At 61.8% G+C, this 20,914-nt stretch carries 16 protein-coding genes; 4 read left to right on the top strand and 12 right to left on the bottom strand.

Annotated features, from left to right (window positions below):
* Positions 1 to 285 precede the first annotated feature (285 nt).
* Together C515_RS0110855 and C515_RS0110850 are read left to right on the top strand one after the other, a co-directional pair.
* A complete protein-coding gene (locus C515_RS0110855) occupies positions 286 to 699 on the top strand; it encodes an HIT family protein (RefSeq protein WP_028455560.1) in 414 nt (137 codons plus the stop codon).
* On the top strand, positions 696 to 2,306 hold the full coding sequence (locus C515_RS0110850; protein WP_028455559.1) for a cyclic-di-GMP receptor FimW-related protein: 1,611 nt from the start codon (positions 696 to 698) through the stop codon (positions 2,304 to 2,306). The genes C515_RS0110855 and C515_RS0110850 overlap by 4 nt, the downstream gene beginning before the upstream one ends.
* A gap of 507 nt (positions 2,307 to 2,813) precedes the next feature.
* Here C515_RS0110850 and C515_RS0110840 read toward each other — a convergent pair.
* The 11 genes from C515_RS0110840 to C515_RS0110790 all read right to left on the bottom strand — a co-directional run bounded on the left by C515_RS0110840 (position 2,814) and on the right by C515_RS0110790 (position 17,169).
* Complete coding sequence (locus tag C515_RS0110840; RefSeq protein ID WP_028455558.1) at positions 2,814 to 4,403, bottom strand: HD family phosphohydrolase; 1,590 nt, start codon at positions 4,401 to 4,403, stop codon at positions 2,814 to 2,816.
* Positions 4,404 to 4,415: 12 nt separating this feature from the next.
* On the bottom strand, positions 4,416 to 6,752 hold the full coding sequence (locus C515_RS0110835) for a GspE/PulE family protein (RefSeq protein ID WP_028455557.1): 2,337 nt from the start codon (positions 6,750 to 6,752) through the stop codon (positions 4,416 to 4,418).
* A gap of 34 nt (positions 6,753 to 6,786) precedes the next feature.
* Complete coding sequence (locus C515_RS0110830; protein ID WP_028455556.1) at positions 6,787 to 7,551, bottom strand: MBL fold metallo-hydrolase; 765 nt, start codon at positions 7,549 to 7,551, stop codon at positions 6,787 to 6,789.
* Between the two features lie 10 nt (positions 7,552 to 7,561).
* Positions 7,562 to 8,242 (bottom strand): FHA domain-containing protein, encoded by a 681-nt coding sequence (locus C515_RS0110825; RefSeq protein WP_028455555.1) that lies wholly within the window; start codon positions 8,240 to 8,242, stop codon positions 7,562 to 7,564.
* 37 nt (positions 8,243 to 8,279) lie between these two features.
* Positions 8,280 to 9,107: a PP2C family protein-serine/threonine phosphatase gene (locus tag C515_RS0110820; protein ID WP_051304855.1), complete on the bottom strand. Its 828-nt coding sequence runs from the start codon at positions 9,105 to 9,107 to the stop codon at positions 8,280 to 8,282.
* Positions 9,082 to 10,530, bottom strand: coding sequence for a serine/threonine-protein kinase (locus C515_RS20640; RefSeq protein WP_245575024.1), 1,449 nt, complete (start codon positions 10,528 to 10,530; stop codon positions 9,082 to 9,084). Before C515_RS20640 ends, C515_RS0110820 begins: the two co-directional genes overlap by 26 nt.
* A gap of 68 nt (positions 10,531 to 10,598) precedes the next feature.
* Positions 10,599 to 11,315, bottom strand: coding sequence for a monofunctional biosynthetic peptidoglycan transglycosylase (gene mtgA / locus C515_RS0110810; protein ID WP_081686897.1), 717 nt, complete (start codon positions 11,313 to 11,315; stop codon positions 10,599 to 10,601).
* A 73-nt stretch (positions 11,316 to 11,388) separates the two neighbouring features.
* Positions 11,389 to 12,207, bottom strand: coding sequence for a shikimate dehydrogenase (gene aroE / locus C515_RS0110805; RefSeq protein ID WP_028455552.1), 819 nt, complete (start codon positions 12,205 to 12,207; stop codon positions 11,389 to 11,391).
* A 72-nt stretch (positions 12,208 to 12,279) separates the two neighbouring features.
* Entirely contained in the window at positions 12,280 to 13,944 is a 1,665-nt protein-coding gene (locus C515_RS0110800; RefSeq protein WP_051304853.1) for a DUF7017 domain-containing protein, read from the bottom strand.
* Complete coding sequence (locus C515_RS0110795; RefSeq protein ID WP_081686896.1) at positions 13,941 to 16,628, bottom strand: NERD domain-containing protein; 2,688 nt, start codon at positions 16,626 to 16,628, stop codon at positions 13,941 to 13,943. The genes C515_RS0110800 and C515_RS0110795 overlap by 4 nt, the downstream gene beginning before the upstream one ends.
* Positions 16,629 to 16,707: 79 nt before the next feature.
* Positions 16,708 to 17,169: a rhodanese-like domain-containing protein gene (locus tag C515_RS0110790; protein WP_028455549.1), complete on the bottom strand. Its 462-nt coding sequence runs from the start codon at positions 17,167 to 17,169 to the stop codon at positions 16,708 to 16,710.
* A 416-nt stretch (positions 17,170 to 17,585) separates the two neighbouring features.
* On the opposite strand from C515_RS0110790, the gene glnA reads away from it, so the two are divergent.
* A complete protein-coding gene (gene glnA / locus C515_RS0110780; protein ID WP_028455548.1) occupies positions 17,586 to 18,995 on the top strand; it encodes a glutamate--ammonia ligase in 1,410 nt (469 codons plus the stop codon).
* 179 nt (positions 18,996 to 19,174) lie between these two features.
* Complete coding sequence (locus C515_RS0110775) at positions 19,175 to 20,476, top strand: tyrosine-type recombinase/integrase (protein ID WP_211234042.1); 1,302 nt, start codon at positions 19,175 to 19,177, stop codon at positions 20,474 to 20,476.
* Positions 20,477 to 20,661: 185 nt separating this feature from the next.
* Here C515_RS0110775 and C515_RS24390 read toward each other — a convergent pair.
* Positions 20,662 to 20,914: hypothetical protein (locus tag C515_RS24390; RefSeq protein WP_211234041.1), on the bottom strand; the 253-nt coding region annotated here is incomplete at its 5' end.

Genomic DNA, 20,914 nt, shown 5'->3' with positions numbered 1-20,914 from the left:
CGGCCCCGCATTCGCAACTTACTGTTTCACCTTATTGGGATGCAGCCTATCCTCGGGTATGACTGTTGCTCCGGCTCTCAGAAGTTTGAATTTCCGTAGGAGCGAGCTTGCTCGCGAAGCGTTGCCGATCGCGAGCAAGCTCGCTCCTACGCATGAGACCATCAGGGCGGCCGGATCAATAGGCCGGCAAAACGGCACCGCCGGCATGAGATAAAATATAATCGTTCACTAATGCAACCCCGCACTGGCCACCACGAAGGCCCGTGCGCCACGGGAATCGCCTGAATGACTAGCAACTGCCCCCTCTGCACGCAAAGTGGCGGAGAAGTGCTCTGGGAAAACGAATTCTGCCGCGTGGTGCTGGCCGACGAGCCCGACTATCCCGGTTTCTGCCGGGTCATCCACAAGCAGCATGTAGCCGAAATGACCGATCTGCCTGCGCCCGAGCGCGATGCGCTGATGCAGGTGGTTTATGCCGTTGAAGCCGCGCAGCGCGCGGTGCTGCAACCGGACAAGATCAATCTGGCCAGCCTTGGCAATGTGGTTCCCCATCTGCACTGGCATGTGATCCCGCGCTGGCAGGACGACCGGCACTTCCCGGCCCCGGTCTGGGCCACGCCAAGCCGCCCCGGGCGGCATGAGCCGCCAGCGGCAGCGCTGGCGCACTTGCGCAGCGCACTGCAGGAACTGGCGCCATGAGCGGTCTGCTGAGCTTTCTGCCCGCGCGCGGCACGGCCGATCCGCCCTTTGCCGATGCCCGCGCCGCCCGCGAATGGCTGAAGCTGCTGCCACTGATCAACACGCCGGTCGCGCACGCCGAGCTGCTGGAAGCCATTTCCGGCATGAACCGCAGCCGGCTGGGCGCGCTCGACAGCCTGAAAACGCTGGAGCAGTTCCGCGACACCGTGCACCAGATCCAGGACAACTGGCAAACCACCTTTCTGGGCAAACCGCTGCCGCTCAACCCGGGCGAGCGCTCGCACTGGCAGCATTTCGTCGATCTGTGGAACGCCATGGCCGACGGCTATGCGCGCTGCTGGCGCGCTGCGGCCGAAGGCGATGCCGGCGTCGGCCAGTATCAGGCACTGCTGGCCGGGCGCAGCCTGTATTACCGCCTGCGCATGCACTACGCCCACGCCCTCGTGCATCGCAGTCCGCCACAAGCCGGCTGGGACATCCTGTTTGCCTACTACAAGCTGATCATGCAACAGGGCCTCGCGCAGGAGCGCTTTCGCGACAGCCTTAGCGCGGCCAGCGGCACCAGCCATTGCGAAAGCCTCTTCATCCAGGCCCTGCTGTTTGCCGCCGGCAATCCACAGCAGCTGAGCACCCGCCAGCAGCAATGGCTGCATCCGGTACTGGAAAACCTCGCGCCGCGCACCAGCCTTGGCACGCAGGCGGCGGCGCCCGAAGGCCATCAGCCGCTCAGCATCGACCTCGATCACCCCTCTCCGCCGCTGCGCCGCCCGCCAGCAGATGGCCAGAGCAGCCTCGCCATCGACACACTGCAGCTGGCGCAATCGCTGATCAAGCGCATCAAGCTCTTGCGCCAGGGGGAAGCGCCACAGCAACTCGGCCTGGGCAGCACGCTCTCTACCGAAGCGGCCGAGCAGCTGCTGCGCGAACTCTACAAGCACTGGTGCGAACACCCCGGCGAGCGCAAGCTGGGCCGCAAGCCGCAACAGGCCGAGCTGCAGGTAGCCGGCGGCGGCATCGGCAACCAGCATCGCTGGCTGGCCCAGGGGCTTTACGCACCGCCCGCCGTGCCGCAAAAAGCGCTGGGCAATCGCGACATGCTCGACATCCAGATGTTCGGCAAAACCACCACGCGCTTCACCGCGCCGGTGCTGCAGGCTCCGGAGCTGGAAAACTGGTCGCTGGTCGACGAGTCGGTGCTGGGCCTGCGCATGGAACGCGGCATCGCCGGCACCCGCCTGCAGTTGCAGCAATTGCTCACACTGACACTGGACGGCCAGCGCTTCTGCGGCTCGATACGCTGGCTGGAAATCGGCGACGAGAAAATCCTGGCCGGCGTGCGACTGCTGCCGGGCCTGCCCGCCGCCGCCGCCGTGCGCGCCATCGATGCCGTGCGTCTGGGACAGGAGCACTATACCGATGCACTGCGCCTGCCGCCCATGCCGGCACTGAAGGAGCCGGCCTCGCTGCTGCTGCCGCCTGGCTGGTTCCGTCAGGGGCGGGTGCTGGAATTGTGGGATGGCCAGGCCCAGCACAAGGTACGGCTGCAAAGCCTGCTGGAGCGCGGCAGCGACTTCGAGCGCGCGCACTTTGTCCCGGCCGGGACATAACACCACTCCGGAACAAAAGCACAGGGTATTTGCCTGCAGCCTATACACTCAAATGGCTAAAGACCAATACCCCAAGAAAACCGCCAAGCTGAAAGCCATTCCGCCGGGCATTCAAACCCTGCTCATCAGGCCGGCGAATCTGGAAAAAGAGATACCTGATTAGCAAGACTTCTCAGCAAAACCCAAATCAACCACAGAGACACAGAGAACACAGAGAAAAACCGGAGCACGTCCAAGCAATTCTCAGTGTTTTGTTTCCTCTGTGCCCTCTGTGTCTCTGTGGTTCAATAGGTTTGCTGATTAGAAAGCTGTCTCAGCAAGCATTCACCAACAGCCCGTCATGCCGGCGAAGGCCGGCATCCAGACTGCAAACGTGTCGTTAACCCCTCTGGATTCCGGCCTTCGCCGGAATGACGGCAAGAAAGCTGAAGAGTCTTGCTAATCAGAATAGGTTTTGTGGTTTGCTGAGAAGGGTTTCTAATCAGGAAGAGATATGCCTGCGCCGGCTCAGCCCTGCAGCCCCGCCAGTTTCAGCAGCGCCGCCTCGTCGACACTGTCGATCTGCGCGGGCTCGAGGAAGCGCTGGGCGTAATCCAGCCAGACCCGCTCGCGCACGAAGATCTCGAACAGGTCCGGATCTATGTGGCCATCGGCCACCATGCGCGCCAGAATGGTCAGCGCCAGCGACAGCTTCATGCCGTCCTTGTAGGGGCGATCACGCGCAGTCAGCGCCTCGAACACGTCGGCAATCCCCATGACACGGGCCTGCACACTCATCTGCTCGCGCGTCAGCCCGCGCGGATAGCCCTTGCCATCCATGCGCTCGTGATGGCCGCCGGCGTATTCGGGCACATTCTGCAGATGCTTGGGCCAGGGCAGGCTTTCCAGCATCTCGATGGTGACTTCGATGTGATGATTGATGATCTGCCGCTCGGCATCGGTGAGCGTGCCCTTGCGAATACCCAGGTTCAGCAGCTCGTCACCGCTGAGGAAGGGTTCGTCCACGCCTTGCGGCGTGCACCAGCGGTAAGCGGCAATATGGTGCAGGCGCGCGATGTGCTCGTCACTCATGAATTCGCCGCCGATATTGCAGCGCTTGAGAAAGGCCAGATCGTCGGCGTACTGGGCCAGCAGGCCGGCGTGCGCGGCGTGGCTGAGTTCACCCTTGAGCAGGGCGATTTCGGCGTCGCGCTTGAGCACCTCGAAGCGCGTTTCGATCAGGCCGATGCGGTCGTAAATCGTCTGCAGCTTGGTGGCCTTGTCGACCACATGCACCGGCGTGGTGACCTTGCCGCAATCGTGCAAAAGGCCGGCGATGCGCAGCTCGTAGCGGTCCTTCTCCGTCATGGTGAAGCCCGCCAGCGGGCCGTAGCCGGCGCGATTGACGGCCTCGGCCAGCAGCATCGTCAGCTCGGGGACGCGCTGGCAGTGCCCGCCGGTATAGGGGGACTTGTCGTCAATCGCCAGGTTGATCAGCTGGATGAAGGATTCGAACAGCACCTGCAGCGATTCGATCAGCGCGCGATTGGTCAGCGCAATCGCCGCCTGCGAGGCCAGTGATTCGACCAGATGCTGGTCTTCGGCATCGAAGGGCACCGGTTCATCCTCGACATCCAGCGCATTGATCAGCTGCAGCACGCCGATGATTTCGCGCTCGTGATTTTTCAGCGGCACCGTCAGAAAGGATTTCGAGCGATAGCCATTGGCGGCATCAAAGGCGCGCGTGCCGGAAAAATCGTAACCCTCGGCCGTGTAGGCATCATCGATATTGATCGTGCGGTCTTCCAGCACGCAGCAGGCCACCACATTGTTGCGATTGGGACTGCCGTCGGCGTGGTACAGCGGCACCGGCTTCATCGGTGGCGGCTTGCCGGTGGTGCCGCCCAGCGCGACGCCAAGCCGGTCGGTCATGACAATCTCGAAATGCAGCTCGCCATCGCGCACGCGGTAGAGCGTGCCGGCATCGGCATCGACCAGCGACTTGGCCGCGACCAGGATGGCTTCGGTCAGACTGTTGATATCGGTTTCGCCGGATAGCGCGATCCCGATGGCATTGAGTTTTTCCAGCCGCTCGCGCAGCGCACGCTTGCTCAACATGGGCGTGGTTCCTTATTTGATGCAGACCGCGCGGATCTGCGCCATGTCGGTGATGCCGGCGAGCACCTTGACGATGCCGTCCTGCTTCAGCGTGGTCATGCCCTCTTCCAGCGCCAGCTCGAGAATCTGCGCAACGCGCGCACGCTCCTGAACCAGCTGCTTGACGCCATCGCTGCCGACCAGCAACTCGTGCAGCCCAACCCGTCCCTTGTAACCGGTGGTCGCACATTCGGGGCAACCCTTGGCGCGATAGAGCGTAACCTTGCCATCCTTGCCGTAAAGCTGCAGCCAGCGCTCGTACAGGCGGTCGGCCAGGCCATGCGGGTCAGCCTGCCAGCTCGGCGTTTTCAGCAATTCCTCGGTGTATTCCGACACCATCTGCATCAGCTCGGTTTCGCTGGCCTCGTAGGCTTCCTTGCACTTGCACAGCCGTCGCGCCAGACGCTGCGCGAGAATACCCAGCAGCGCATCGGCGAAATTGAACGGGTCCATGCCCATGTCGAGCAGGCGGATGACGGACTCGGGCGCGCTATTGGTGTGCAGCGTCGCCAGTACCAGGTGACCGGTGAGCGAAGCCTCGATGCCGGTGCCTGCCGTCTCGGCATCGCGCATTTCGCCCACCATGATGATGTCGGGGTCGGCGCGCAGAAAGGCGCGCATCACGCTGGCAAAGGTCAGCCCGGCCTTGGGGTTGACCTGCACCTGGCGCAAGCCCTTCTGGGTGATTTCCACCGGGTCTTCGGCGGTCCAGATCTTGGTTTCCGGCGTATTGAGGTGCTTGAGCACCGAATGCAGCGTGGTGGTTTTGCCCGAACCGGTCGGGCCGCACACGAAGAAAAGGCCGTAGGGCTTGCTGATGACGCTCTTGAGCGCCGCCAGATTGGCGTCGGACAGCGCCAGCTTGTCCAGCGGCAGTGGCTCGCCGGCCGACAGGATACGCATGACCACGTCTTCGACACCGCCGGCGGTGGGAATGGTCGCCACGCGCAGCTCGATGTCGAGATCGGGCACGAATTTCTTCAGCTTGATCTTGCCGTCCTGCGGCTTGCGGCGCTCGGCAATGTCGAGGTCGCACATGATCTTCAGCCGCGTGACCAGCGGACTGCGGTAGCTGGACGGGATGTCGCGGTAGAACATCAGATTGCCGTCGCGCCGGAAGCGGATCTGCGTTTTCTCGCGTCCCGGATAGGGTTCGATATGGATGTCGGACGCCCCCTTGCGGTAGGCCTCGACGATGATCTGGTTGGCCAGCTGCACGACCTCGTTGTCCTGCGCGGCGGACATCGCCGCCGAGACTTCCTCCTGCACCGCCTCGTCTTCGGCCAGCTCAAGCTGCACGGCTTCGTTGACGGCCATGTCGCCAAACCAGGCCGCCAGCGTCTGCTGGAACTCGTTGCGCGTCGTGACCAGAAACTGCAGCTTGCGTCCTTCGAACCATTGCTGCGGCGCCATGCCGGCGCGCGCGAACTCCGGATCGGGCGACATAATGCGCACGCCGCCCTGCTCGTCTTCGCCCAGCGGCAGCCATTGCTGGGACTGCAGGTTTTCGCGGCGCAGGCGGGCCAGCAGCTCGACCGGCTTGTCGAGGCCGGGCTCAAAGGCGGTATAGGGCACGCGGTAGAAGGCGGCGAGTGCCGCGCCGATTTGCGCCGGCGTCACGCCATAGCCTTCGGCCAGCACCAGCTCGATATCGCGCTGGGTGCGCTGGGCCTCCTTGATGGCGACCTGGAAGGCCGCCGGGCTGATCAGCCCTTCATTGAGCAGCTGGTGATAGCGGTGCTTGGGTACGAAGGGATACGCCGACTGCTGGCGCTGGCGCAGCGCGACGGCCAGTGTTTCGGCCAGCATTTTCACGCCGTCGATGCGGCTTTGCGCAAAGGGGCCACCATCCTGGCAATTGATGAGCTGGATTACGCCGGTCAGCGTGCCGTCGCTGGCCTGCACGATGGGCGCCACCAGCATTTCGCGCGTGCGAAAGCCGGTGCGCTGGTCCACCGCCTGCAGGAACTGCAGCGTGGGCGAGAGCTTTTGCAGAGCGGCCTCGTCGTAGACGTCGGCCAGATTGAGCAACTCCTTGTGATTGGCGACAAAGCCGGCAATGCTGCGGTCGTTGATCGGCACCCGCAGCTCTTTCACCCCTTCCAGGCCGGTCTTGATGCGCGCGATCAGCTCGCGCCCGTCAGCACTGGCGACATAGAGCGTGACGCGCTCGGCGGCAAAGACCGCACAGATTTCCTGCCCCAGCTCGGTCAGGATTTCATCAAGGCGGCCACTGGCGTGGATGCGGGTGGTCAGCGCCTGCAGGGCGCGCAAAAAGGCCAGATCGCTGGCAGGGAAAGGCACGCTCATGCTCGCCTCATGGACCGGGTTGAAAGGGGGAAGACTAGAACTCGATGGTTTCGCCCTGCAGCAGCGGGCGAATCGAATGGCGGCTGTCCAGTGCGCGGATTTCGCGCAGCGTGCGGCCACTGTCGGCTGGCTTGAGATGGGTGATCAGCACTTCGGTTTCGCACTGGAGGCCCTGCAGCTCGTGCGCCAGCGTTGCGGGACACAGGTGCTTGGCCTGTGCGGCAAGTTCGGCTTCATGATTGGCAAAGGCGGTTTCGATGATCAGGCCCCGCAAGCGCGGTATGGCGTTGACCGCAGCCCAGAACTCGGCACCACCCACGGTATCACCACTATAGACCAGCGAACTTTCCGGGCTGTCGAGCCGGTAGCCGATGGCCGGAATGGTATGGATGGCCGGCAGTGGCGACACCGATACCCCATCCAGTGTCACCGTAGAGCCAAGGCTGATTGACTGATAGCGAAGGATACCCTCCTCAGCCGAGGGAATCTTGCTGAAATCCGGCCACAGATGCCAGTTGAACAGATGCTGCCTGAGCACGGCAATCGTTTCCGGCAGGCCATACACGGTCACCGGCGCCTTGCGGGCGCTGAACACCGTATCGAGCAGCATGGGCAGGCAGGCCACATGATCAAGGTGGGCGTGACTCAGAAAGACATGATCAATGGCGCACAGCTCGCTGTAATTGAGCTCGCCCACCCCGGTGCCGGCGTCGATGAGCACATGCTGGCCCAGCAGAAAGGCCGTGGTGCGGTTGCTGCCGCCGATGCCGCCGCTGCAGCCCAGTACCCTCAATTCCATGCCCTGCTCCTCACTGGCCAAGCTGGAAGGCCATTTGCACCCCCAGCAAATCGATCACATCGCCGTTCCTGAGCACGCGGCTGTGCAGGCCCAGATCCAGGCCATTGACCAGCGGCCGGCGCTCGCCCTCGACATGCATCAGCAGGTAGCCCTTGGGCTGGCGGGTGATCATCGCCACCTGCACACCGGCCTTGCCCAGCGTGGTCGCCGGCTTGTCCAGCTGCAGCACCTGCCCGGTCTGGCGGCCGCTGATGACGCGCATGGACGCCGGCGGCAGCGCGGGCGCAGCCCGCTCCGGAATGGTCGGCACCGTCGCCACATTGCCCATGGCCACCGCGGACGCCGGTGCTTCGCCGGAAGCAAGACGCGCCAGCCCGGATGGCACATCCAGCCCGGGGCTTTCGCCGGCGCTGTCAAACAGCAGGTGATAGCGGCCGATGCGGATGGTATCGCCGTCGCGCAGCACATGACGCACGACGGGTTCGCCGTTGACGCGCGTGCCATTGGTGCTTTCCAGATCGGTGAGCACATAGCCGCCATCGTGCTTTTCAATGGCGGCATGCACGCCGGAAATGGCGCGATGGGCGATCTGGATGTCATTGCCGGGGCGGCGGCCGATCAGCACGCGCGGGCGCGTGAGGCGGAATTCCTTGATGACGTTTCCTTCGCGACTGAGCAGCAACTTGGCCATGGTAAAAGTTCATTCCAGAAATACGGGGGTCGCGGGGTCAGCCAAACCAGCCGGTCATGCGCTGCCACCACGGGTTGTCAACCGAAAAGTCCCGCTTCACGCGGGCCAGCAATACCGAGATATTATCGCGTCCGCCCATGATATTGGCCTGATCGACCAGCGTTTGCGCGGTCAGCCCCAGATCGACGGACAACATCGCCAGCAGCTGGGCGATGTCGTCGTCGTCGAGCATGTCGGTCAGGCCGTCGGAGCAGGCCAGATAAATGTCGTCCGGGCGCACCTCATACTCGCAGACCTCGCCCTCGACATAGGGCGCGATGCCGACTGCGCGGGTCAGCAGATTCTTGTCGGCGGCAAAGCGCGCATCCTCGGCCTTCACGAGGCCGGCGTCGATGCGCTCCTGCAGCAGCGAATGATCGCGCGTCAGCTGTTCCAGCATGCCGTCACGAAAGCGGTACAGGCGCGAATCGCCAACATGCAGCACCGAAACCCGATTGTTGTAAAACAGCGCGGCCACCACGGTGGTGCCCATGCCGGCGCAATGCGGTTGCGCGAGCGCGGTCTGGTAGATCATCGAATTGGCGCGATCCAGCGCCAGCAGCAGCATTTCCTGCGCCACGCATTTCAGGCTGCCGGCCGGCTTGATGTGCGGCGGCGTGGCGGACACCTGGGCGCGCATCACCTCGTTCATCACCTGCACGGCAATCAGGCTGGCGATTTCGCCGGCGTTATAGCCGCCCATGCCATCAGCCAGCAGCAAAAGCCCCAGCTCGCTGTCGTAGTCGATGGCGTCCTCATTATGCTCGCGCACCCGCCCGGGGTCGGACTGGCCCACCATCTCAAGCACCTGGGCGAGACTCGGCATTCGTGTTTCCTTTCAGCTGCGCTTCGAGGCGCGCCAGCGCCAGCGCAAATTGCGCCCCGCTCTGGAAGCGCTGCCGGGCATCTTTCTGCAAAGCCTTCATGATAATGGCGACCAGCGCCTTCGGCAGCTCCGGTCGGTACTGGCGTGGGTCTGTTGGCAACAGATTGGCGATGGCATACAGCAGATCAGCCAGCGAATCACCGCCAAACGGCAAGGCGCCGCTACTGAGCTGATAGAGCATGACACCCAGCGAATACAGGTCGGAACGGCCGTCGATATGCTGGCCGGCGAGCTGCTCGGGCGACATGAACGAGGGCGTACCCAGCACCATCCCGGTGCGGGTGCGGCTGGCATCGGTCAGACGGGCGATGCCGAAGTCGGTCACTTTCACCTTGCGGGTGACCGGATCGTACAGCACATTGCCGGGCTTGACGTCGCGATGCACCACCTGATGCTTGTGGGCATACTCCAGCGCCAGCGCCACCTGGCGGACGATGGCCAGCACCTCCTCCAGCGGCAGCAGATTGTCCGGCCGCGCGTTCGCCTCCAGTGGTGCCCCGGCCAGCAGTTCCATGGCGATATAGGCCAGCCCGTCGGCCTCGCCGGCGTCGTAAAGCGTAACGATATTCGGATGGCTCAGGCGCCCGGCGGTTTCCGCCTCGCGAAAAAAACGCTCGCGGGCATCGGCCAGCATCTCGCCGTCAAATTCTTCGGCCAGCGCCATGGTCTTGATGGCGAGCTGGCGCCCCAGCGCCGGATCGACCCCGAGATAGACCGAGCCCATGGCGCCGCGCCCCAGCACCTTCTCCAGCCGGTAACGGCCCAGTGTCGCCGGCATGCCGGTAGCCGTGGGCGCAACAGCGACGACCGGCGCGGGCTGCGCAGCCGGTGCCGCGCCAGCTATCGGCAAGCCCGGCAAGTCGGGCGCATGCTGCTGCAGAAAACGGTAGGCCGCATCGGCCTTGCTGCGCAGGCCGCGCGCCTCGAAACTGCGGGCCAGCGCCAGCAATTGCGCCTGCGCGGCGGCGTCGGGCGGTGTGGCAAGCAGGCGGGCCAGTTCGGCATCGGCCGGCACGCCGCCCGCCTGCACGCTGGCCGGCAGGCGGCGCCGCAGCCAGTTGCCGGCCAGCACCGCGCACAGCGGCAGCACCGGCAACCACAGCACATCCTCCAGCCACCACAGGACGGCGGCCAGCGCCGGCAGCAGCAAGAGAATCAGCATTTCCAGCAGACCCGCCATGGCCGGCCGGGCACGCGCATAGCACAGCAGCAAGGCCGGCAGCAGCAAGACCAGAGCGGCCAGACTTGCCGACAGCGCCCACGGAGCCTGCGGCACGGCGGCGCTGCCGGCGCTCGCCGCCAACAGCACGGCCATCAGGCCGGTCGCGCGCACGACCACACCCGGGTTTCCCGCAATTGCCATCACCACCTCTTGCTGATAATCGAAGCCAGTCGCAATCGTAGCAGTTCCGGCCTCCGGAGGCGGCATGTTCAGGGAATGTCGGCGTAAGCCATGCGACGCTGGATGATGGCCGTCTTGCGCAGCAGCTTGCGGTCGCTGCGATGCGTGTCGTAATAGCGCGGATTGGGCACCATCGCCGCCAGCTTGGCCGCCTGCGGCACACTGAGCCGCGCCGCCGGAGCCTTGTAGTAATGACGGGCTGCGGCCTCGATGCCGAACACGCCATTCCCCCACTCGATGACGTTCAGATAGATTTCCAGGATGCGCCGCTTGTCCAGCAGCGCTTCCAGCATCACCGTGATCACCGCCTCCTCGGCCTTGCGCCAGGGCGTGCGCTTACTCGACAGAAACAGGTTTTTCGCCAGCTGCTGGCTGATGGTCGAGCCACCAGCCACGATGCGGCCCTTCTTCTGGTTTTTCTCCCAGGCGATCTGGATCGCCTCCCAGTCAAAGCCGTCATGCTCCAGGAATTTGGCATCTTCGCTGGCGATCAGCGCCCGCTTGATATTGGGGGAAATGCGGTCGTATTCGACCCACTGATGGCGCAATTCCGCCTCCGGATTCTTGTCCTGCAGGCGCTCAAGCTGCTCCTCCATGAAGGAGGTTTCCGCGGGATTCACCCAGCGCCAGGCCAGCACGTGCCCGAAAATCCACAACAGCCAGAGCAGCGCCAGCAGCGTCACGGCCAGCAGGGCCTTGCGCAGATACCAGCCCGCCGTGCGCGGCGGTGATGCCTTGCCCCCCATTACAGCCCCCATACATTAGACCCCATACAGCCCTAACCCTTTGCCAAAAAGGGCCGCAATCCGATACCCATGATTACAACGCAGCTCGCAATTGCGCCAGCACCGGCGCCACATCGGGCCGCTTGCCCGTCCACAGCGCGAACGCTTCGGCCGCCTGACCGACGAGCATGCCCAGCCCGTCGACGCGTTGCCCGACTCCGGCTGCGGCAGCCTGCTGCAGGAAGGCCGTTTCGTCCTTGCCGTACATCATGTCGTAGGCCAGCGCGCCGGGCGCGAAGACGCTTGCCGGAATCGGCAGCGCTTCGCCGGCCAGACTGGCCGAGGTGGCGTTGATCAGCAGATCGAATTCGCCGGACAGCTCGGCAAAACCGCAGCCCAGCAACGGCACGCCAGCAGCCTTGCTGGCGAATTCCGCCATCAAGGCTTCCGCCCTGGCAGCGGTACGGTTGGCCAGCGTGATGCTCGCCGGCGCCTGCGCCACCAGGGGCAGCAGCACGCCGCGCGCCGCACCGCCCGCACCCAGCAGCAGCACGCGCTTGCCGGCGATGCCCGTGTGGCGCAGCACATCGGCAACCAGGCCGGCGCCGTCGGTGTTGTCGCCCAGAATGCGGCCATCTTCGAGCAACTGCAGGGTATTGACCGCCTGCGCGGCAGCAGCGCGCTCGCTCAGCATATCGGCCAGACGGCATGCCTCTTCCTTGAAGGGCACGGTGACATTCGCACCGCGACCACCGGCCGCGAAAAACGCGCGCACGCTGGCAGCAAAGCCATCCAGCGGGGCGAGCAATTTGTCATAGCGGAAATCGGCCAAGCCGAACTGGGCGGCAAAGGCGGCATGAATCTGTGGTGATTTGGAATGGGCAATCGGATTGCCGAACACGGCGTAGCGCATGAAGTTGGCCGGGCAAAATAAAAGCGGGAAGTTTACACCTCACACCTCACATCTCGTGCTGCAGAATTGTTTTCACACCGCGCTGATCGCGACGGCGCGCCATCCGTATCTATCCTCCTTCGGGTGCTTCGCGTACACCAGCACAGCAACCACGGTATCGACTTCCGGCGGGACCGTCTCAGCCATAAAAGGAGGGACAAAGGCATCATCGACAAAAGCGAATCCCTTGGGGTTCCTCTTCAAGTGACCGGTTGTCGCCTTGACATCAGCATCTGGACGAGGACCTGGTTCAACGGCGAAAAGGTCCCTTCGGCCTGTCTTGCGGTTTTCAGTTACCCGAAAACGAACGCCTTCGCCGACTTTGGGGGAGTGTGACCCGATCCAAGCGTCGCCGTCGATTCCAACCTCAAGGTCCCGATCAACAAAGACTTTTGCCCGCCTCTCATCTGCTGCCTCGCGGGTTACCAGACCCATCCCTGAATCGGTGCAGTCCCAGCAGGCCCCATCCGACCGAACCGAAACTTGAACAATTGCGTCACGATCTCTGTCCCGTTGCCTGCCGAGAACTAGCGTTACTGGATCTCCGATCTTGATATTCCTGCAACGAACGCCCGGGCCAACAATACTGACCGATGCACCATTGGATTCACGTATCGCAAAACGAGGAAGAGGCCGAGCCTTTCTTCCCGGTTCAGCATCCTTGGGCTGCTGCACGATCGCTCCCAAATAGGTCGCAGGTTTAACTTCCACAGAATCGAAACACAGTGCCAGTGCGTCCTGGGAATGGTGGGCATAGAAGTCACTTGCTCTTTCAGCTCCTTGTGCTGACGGGTCATACCAACTGCTGTTGATCAGGCCCTGAAGTTCCGCATCGATTCCCCAACCTTGTTCTTGCCGGAGCGATATCACCGACGCCAGTTCGCTGCTTGCCTGAGCAAACTCACCGCGTTCCGCCAACATCTGGGCAAGCTCACGGTGAACCTTCACAGTGAACTTGGGGTCTGAACCACATTCCAAGGCCCGGCACGCACACGCTAATGCGAGGTCTGGCTGCTCCTCTGAATACAGTCTCGCCGCCTCGGCCCATACCCAAAACTCATTTCTCTTCGCCTTGATGATTGGACCAAGAACTCCGACCGCCTCGGCATGGCGATGGGCGCGCCGCAGTAGATAAACTCTGTCCCAGTCCATCCATAGGGCGTCATCACCCTCGGCCACGGGTCGCACGCGGTCGATCCATTCAAGAGCAAGATCAATTTCCTCTTGGGCCGCATCAGGGAATGCCTTTATCCATTTCGCCAAGCCACGGGCGACTCCAAGGGCGATGGGCTGAAGACGATTTTCATCGAGTTGGTTGTACTGCCAGTCTTCCACACCGAGGCCGTCGAAGCCCACCCAACGAATAAACCCAGGGAAGAATGGGAAGTGCGGAGCGATCTTCGACAACTCGCGCAAGATATTGGATAGCGCGTTGTCTGGCCGGCGCTTCGGTTGCCGCGCGTAACGGCGTAACGCCTGATGAATTTGATTAACAACCGCGTTGGGGGCTGGCTGTCCTCCTTTGAGCTTGGAAACTATGAAAAACACATGGTTCTTGACCAAGCCATAGAAGGCCCAGTCAATTTGCGTCCGCAGTTTGAAGTCATTGGGATCGTCAGCAAGCTCTTGGAGACCAAGGTCAACAGCCTCTTGGAAACGCCCGGATTTACGGAGCGCTTGTACGTCTGCCCACGTCATTGGAAAACAGACCTTATCGTTTCAACAGACTCTGGGCTGCTGCACGTCAACGGGCGCAAGCTGGAAACGAGCCCCTGCTTGTCAAAGTTGATCTCAAGCCCGACTCGCTTATCCTGGCTGCGAGCAACCGTTATTGCCAAACGATACGAAGTCTCAGTGGCAGACACGACCTTCCATCCAATTTGATCCAAGCGCGACCGGGTAGATAGGAGCAAGGCGGCAGCCTCAGGTGAAAAGTCATTCGTCGCGAGGCATTCAAAGGCCACATCGGAAAGCAAACCCCAGTGCTCAGATTCCTTCACGTGCATGGCCGTGACGACATTTTTCCCGCTGTAGGCGATCCGAAGTAGGCAGTGTTCGCCCTGCGGGCCAGAAAGGTCATACTGCTCCTGGTAGGGGTGACAGGCCACTTTTACGACTCGCCAGCCAAACCGCTCTGCAGCGTTGACGATACGAAGCCAGATGGCGACAGACTTGAGAACATCTTTCGATTGGTCGAGCCCCTCGGGCAAGCTGCGCTGCTGATCTCTTTCGGACGCGATTCCGTTGGGCTGAAATACCCAACCCGCACCCACTGCGATCTCAGAAGTCACCTTGACAGCACCTGCTTTCCAAACAGCAGCGTCGAAGGGGTGGATATCCGTGAAATTCAATAAAACCAGTTCACGCTCGGCCACAGTGAGTGCCGAGTACAGCCAGCGGAAGAATCCTTCTGAGTGGCGGCCAGCGGCGTGATCGCAATTCAGGTAGCAAATCGGCTGTGACATGCCTTGGGCATGGTGAACCGTGGATGCATATCCATAACGGGCATAGGTGAAATCTGGCGCGGCTGGTGGCGGGGGCGGCACCTCTATTCCCTGAAGTGCTGCCTGCTTGCCGCCGAACGCTTTCTCTCTGTCGCGCTTTGCGGCATTTCGCCAGACGCTTTCGGCAACCGCCGTCTCTTTGTCCAACTCCGGCCTTTCCGCCCGCAAGAACTCCTCGAACACCTCAAGCTCAATCTCATCGCGACGATCGACCCTACACCTGAGGGAATGGAACTTGACCGGGCCGCTCTTTACCCAGCTCAACCCTTGTTGGTACACGGATCGTTTGCCGACGCTCGCGACCGTCAGGCGCCCGCCGGACTGCATGGCTACCCTTGAGCCGAATGCATCGCGCACATCAGGGCTCACGTAGACCTCCAGCAGGTCGCCCACCTCCATCGTGTCCAGGAGTTTCTTGCCGTGCAAGCGCTCACGAATCCACTGGGTCAATGCGTTGGCCTGGCCATGTGTCTCGGCCAGGTACCAGACTGAGCTTGGGTCTGCCTGGAAATGATCCACCATCTCATTGGCAGCATCCTTTTTATCAAGAACCCTGAATCCTTCATCGGTTTCCAATTCCAAGGCAGCAAATTTCTGGGCACGGATGGCGGTTACCAGCTTGACTGCGTTGGCCAGTTTGGCTGAACCACCTGTGGTGTCGATCAGTTGCGTCAGCTCTAGCGATTGGTGCTTCAGCTCACGTGAGTTCTGGAAGTCACCCGAAAGCACGGCACCCTCGCTGCCGTCGCGCTGAATCTGATACGGATCACCAAAGAAAACGACCTTCCGCGCTCCCTTGCCCAGCGCAGCGAAGTCGAAGAAATCCGACAACAACTGGCCGCTGCCATATTGTTTGCCGTCAGGGGTCGAGAATCTGGAGTTACTCAGCAAGTGGGCGTCGTCCAGAAGGTAGACGCAGTCGGCCTCGTCATCGCAGGCGCGCAACGGGATGACTTTGAGCTTCTTCTGTTCGGCCTCGCTTTCCGGTTCATCATCCCCGTTCACACTACCGGTGTAGAGATGCCCGTAGATGCTGTTGGACTCCACCTCAGCGCCATCGGCAAGGCGCCGATTAGGTTGCAGCACGATGGCCTGCTTTCCAGCCTTTTTAACGATCTCTGCTACCTCGACAAGCAAACGGCTCTTGCCGGTCGAAGTCATGCCCAGAACTGAAAAACTGACAGAGTCGTCCGCAGCGACGAAGCTGCTCAGGGTCTGCAACGCCTCACGTAGATGTCCGGTCAGCGGGGTACGCGCTTGGGGTTGCTCCGAACGCGAGTGAATATCGCGAACCTGTGGGCGACTGGAGGCCCATTCAATGGGCTGAACGCCCAGCCTGCGGACGATCTCCAGCGCTTCGTCGCGAGCAATCCTCAACTCGGGTGACGACAGGCCATCGAGCATGACGGCGCAGTTGGCCAAATCCGTCGGGTAGAACCAGGAGCGAACCTTGGATGGAAGTTCCAACTGATCCGTGATCCCCCCCGAGAAGATGACACCGGCAGAGATATGCCCCAGGTTGCGGCCGGACAGCAGCGCCTTGGATTGCAGCCAATCCAGAACGGAAAACTTGTTGTCACGCAGCTGCTGGTAGGGGTTGGCCTTCCGGCCGCCCTTGACTATCACGCCATCGGCCTGCCAAGGTCCGTTCTCAGTGCCGGTCAGCCTGCCGCCGTAATTCTTGAAGTCGGCCACGATGATGGCCGATGGCAGGATGCAGACCAAGTCGATTTCCGCACCGTTCCACATCGCGTTTGCAACGGCAATAATCCAGTCAGTACTGTCTGCCCAACGGTCTTCCAGCCGTTCCAGAAAGACCTGGAGCATCTGGTTTTCGTGCGTGCGGTTGGCCTTCTCGCCATGAATAAGGATGGTCATTGGCGCGATCCAGTGCTACCGAAACCAATCACCAGATCGAGGGTCGCAGGTATCGTCATATACTCACACCTCACCGGCATCAGCCCTGCACCCAGGGCAGGCCGGAGGCCTGCCAGCCGTTGTGCGCACCGCGATGCTGGGCGGCATCCTTGTCACCCTCGAAGCCTTCGAGAATGTTGTAGGCCTCGCTGTAGCCATTGGCGGCCGCCAGCGCGGCGGCATCATGGCTGCGCGCGCCGGAGCGGCACAGGAACAGCACGATGTTTTCCGGATCGACCCGGGTTTTCAGCTGCGTCAGGAAATCCGCATTGGGCTGCATGCCATGCTGCGGGTCCCAGCGCCGCCACTCGATCAGCTCGGCGCCCGGCACGATGCCCACCCACTGCCACTCGGCGCTGCTGCGCACGTCAACGATGCGCACGCTGGGCAAGGCCTGCGCCAGCGCATGGGCCTCGACGGGCGTGACGGCGCCCGAATAGGCGGTACCCAGCTGCTCGCCGCGCTGGCGGGCGCGCTGCAGGATGACATTGGCTTCACTCATGATTCGACTCCACGAAGGTTGGGTTCTGTTGACGTTTTGCTTGCGCACGCAAGCAAAACGTCAACAGAACCTGGCCCGGCTCGCCGGCAGGCGGCACACGGGTTCTCGGCACGTCCGATGCGGCGCGGCCTTGCTGAGCTGATTATCGCACGCCACCGCCAGCGGCCAAGCCCGGCCGGGCACGGCAAGCCGGCCAACGGCCATCACCAGTAACGCACCAATAAAGTGCACGAAAGCCCGAAAATGCACCATAAAAGCACAGACGAACGCACTACTGGAAACCGCCAATGTTGTGGCACAATGGTTTTCCTCTTTTTCGGGAACTGGCACGCTTCCTGCTTACTCCCAGCCCCGTATCGGGCAGGCCGCAAAGCCCCGCCAGTTTCCATTTACTTCCATCACCCGGAGAGACAAAGATGGCTGTTGCCGACGTTCTCAAGCTGATTCAGGAAAACGACATCAAGTTCGTGGACCTGCGTTTCACCGACACCATGGGCAAGGAACAGCACGTGACCGTGCCGTCCCACGTCGTTGACGAAGACTGGTTCGTCCACGGCCACGCCTTCGATGGCTCCTCCATCGCTGGCTGGAAGGGCATCCAGGCTTCCGACATGCTGCTGATGCCGGATGCGGACACCGCCAACATCGACCCGTTCTTCGACGAGCCGACCGTCATCCTGACCTGCGATGTGGTCGAGCCGGATACCGGCAAGGGCTACGACCGCGACCCGCGTTCCATCGCCAAGCGCGCTGAAGCCTATCTGAAGACTTCCGGCATCGGCGACACCGCCTATTTCGGTCCGGAACCCGAATTCTTCATCTTCGACAACGTCCGCTGGGGCGTTGACATGTCCGGCTGCTTCCTGAAGATCGGTTCCGAAGAAGGCGCCTGGGCGACCTCCGAAGAATTCGAAGGCGGCAACCTCGGCCACCGTCCGCGCGTCAAGGGCGGCTACTTCCCGGTTCCGCCGGTGGACAGCCACCAGGACATCCGCGCCACCATGGTGCTGATCCTGGAAGAACTGGGCGTACCGGTTGAAGTGTTCCACCACGAAGTGGCCAACGCCGGCCAGAACGAAATCGGCACCAAGTTCTCGACGCTCACCAAGCGCGCTGACTGGACCCAGATCCTGAAGTACGTGGTGCACAACGTGGCCAACCAGTACGGCAAGACTGCTACCTTCATGCCGAAGCCCATCGTTGGCGACAACGGTTCGGGCATGCACGTTCACCAGTCCATCTGGAAGGACGGCAAGAACCTGTTCGCAGGCAACGGCTATGCCGGTCTGTCCGAACTGGCCCTGTACTACATCGGCGGTATCATCAAGCACGCCAAGGCGCTGAATGCCATCACCAACCCGGGCACCAACTCCTACAAGCGTCTGGTTCCGCACTATGAAGCACCGGTGAAGCTGGCCTACTCCGCCAAGAACCGTTCCGCTTCCATCCGCATCCCGCACGTGGCTTCCGACAAGGGTCGCCGCATCGAAACCCGTTTCCCGGATCCGCTGTCCAATCCGTACCTGTGTTTCGCGGCCCTGCTGATGGCAGGTCTGGACGGTATCCAGAACAAGATCCACCCGGGCGATCCGGCCGACAAGAACCTGTACGACCTGCCGCCGGAAGAAGATGCCAAGATCCCGGCAGTCTGCGCGTCGCTGGACGAAGCACTGGCCGAACTGGACAAGGATCGCGAGTTCCTGACCCGTGGCGGTGTATTCAGCAACGAATGGATCGATGCCTACATCGACCTGAAGATGCAGGAAGTGAACCGCATCCGCATGACCACCCACCCGGTGGAATTCGACATGTACTACTCGCTGTAGTATCGCATGTAGTCCCGGCAAGTCCGGGATAGTCCACGGAACCCGCATAAAGCCTAGCTTGTGCGGGTTTTTTCTTCCCTGTACGTCCGCACACGTCCACCCAAAGCCATGAAAAAGTCCCCCCGTTTTTCCCCCCGTTTTAAACTGGCCTGCCGCCAACACAAAAAACGGGGGGACTTGTGAGCAAAAAACCAATCAAAACAGACCTTCAGGCAAAGAACGCCAAACCAGAGGCTAAGGACTATCAGCTTGCAGCCGGGGGTGGGTTGTTTCTCGTGGTGCGCAGCACTGGCGGCAAGTCTTGGGTGCTGGATTTTGTCTGCAATGGTGAGCGGCACCGGCAACGGCTGGGCAAGTACCCCGCCGTTTCTCTCGCCGAGGCGTGCCGGTTGCGTGATGCGGCCCGCAAGGTGGCCTCCCAAGGCGGCAACCCTGCCGAGCTGCTGACCCATGACGATTCCCGTACTGCCCTGCTGGATGGTAAAAGCGTCAGCGAGGCCAGCAAGATCAAAGCCGAGCAAGAGGCGTTCGTGATCGATGCGGCCCGGATGACCTTTGCCGAGGCAGCAGGGCGATATAAGGCCGGCTGGGTGAATCAGAAGTGGAAGAACCCGGACAAAGCCTATGCCACAGTACGGCTACACCTACTGCCCCAGCTTGGTGCGCTGGCTCTGGACGATATCACCGCGCCCGATCTGCGGGAGCTGCTCTATGCCATCCGGGAGCGACGCGGCGAACAGGCCGCGCTGCATGCGCATGGCTGGGCCTCCCGGATTTTCGCCTATGCCGTCGAGCATGACTGGTGCAATGTGAACCCGGCCCAAGCTATCAAGGCAGCCCGAATCGGCCAGAAGGGAAAGCGTGGCCGCTACCTGTCACTGCAGGAAATGCGCCGTTACCTTGCCTGCCTGTATCAGACGGACGGATACCGGGGTTACAAGCTGGCCCTGCACCTGCTGCTGATGCTGGCGCTGCGCAAGAACGAGCTGTGCGGTGCACACTGGTCTGAGTTTGACCTTGTTGCAGCCGAGTGGCTGATCCCGGCCTTCAGGATGAAAACCAAGAAAGAGCACCGGGTATTCCTGCCTGTACAGGCTGTAGCCATATTGGAAGAGTTGCGCCGGCTGGGGGGTGGTAGTGAATGGGTGATGCCGATGCCCACCAACCCAAAGCGCCCGATGAATGGCAACAATCTGGACGGCGTACAGCATGCAGCCCTGATTGCCGCGAAGATTGAGGATTACGTGATCCACGATCACAGGCACACGGCTAGCACGCAGATACGCGAGCAGGGTATCGAGCAGAACCCGGAGGTAATCGAAACCATCCTTAGCCATGCCATCCCCGGTATGGCCGGGGTGTACTCGCAAGCCGAATACAAGACGCAGCGACTGGCCGCCCTGCAGAAGTGGGCGGATTTTCTGGATTGGGTAATGAACGAGCAGACCGTGATTGCCGCCACCTTCCGAAAGATTGCGTAAGCGTATTTTGTAAGCAATCAACAGGGCCATTCGCCGGAATGCTCCGGGGGGGGTGACAAAACAAGGTGTAACAGGTGTAACGGTGTAACAGCCAATAAATACGCGGGTTCCAGCGTTACACCTTTTTTGGGGAAGGTGTAACAGGTGTAACAGCCAAAACAGCAAAAATCATATAAATCAATTACTTATTCCTTTGCGTGGTGCAGTGGGCAGCAAAAAAACGGCGCGGCGGGCCTTCCCTTGCCAGCCCATAACGCGGCGATTTTCCCGGTAAAGCTTACAGATTCGGCGCAAATTTGCGCGGGATATTGGCCGCCATTTTGCAGCATGTAAGCATTCGGGCAGCGCCAGCGCCCTGCACGTTTGCCACTTCCGCCCGGCGTGTCGGTGCTGCGCCCAGCGCCTGAAACTCTTGCCACTTCCGCCCGGCGTGTCGGT

The organism is Chitinilyticum litopenaei DSM 21440, from assembly GCF_000428145.1.
In the GTDB taxonomy this organism is placed as follows: Bacteria; Pseudomonadota; Gammaproteobacteria; order Burkholderiales; family Chitinibacteraceae; genus Chitinilyticum; species Chitinilyticum litopenaei.
The sequence above is the reverse complement of the archived record's forward strand: the minus strand, read 5'-3'. Positions and strand labels throughout refer to the sequence as shown.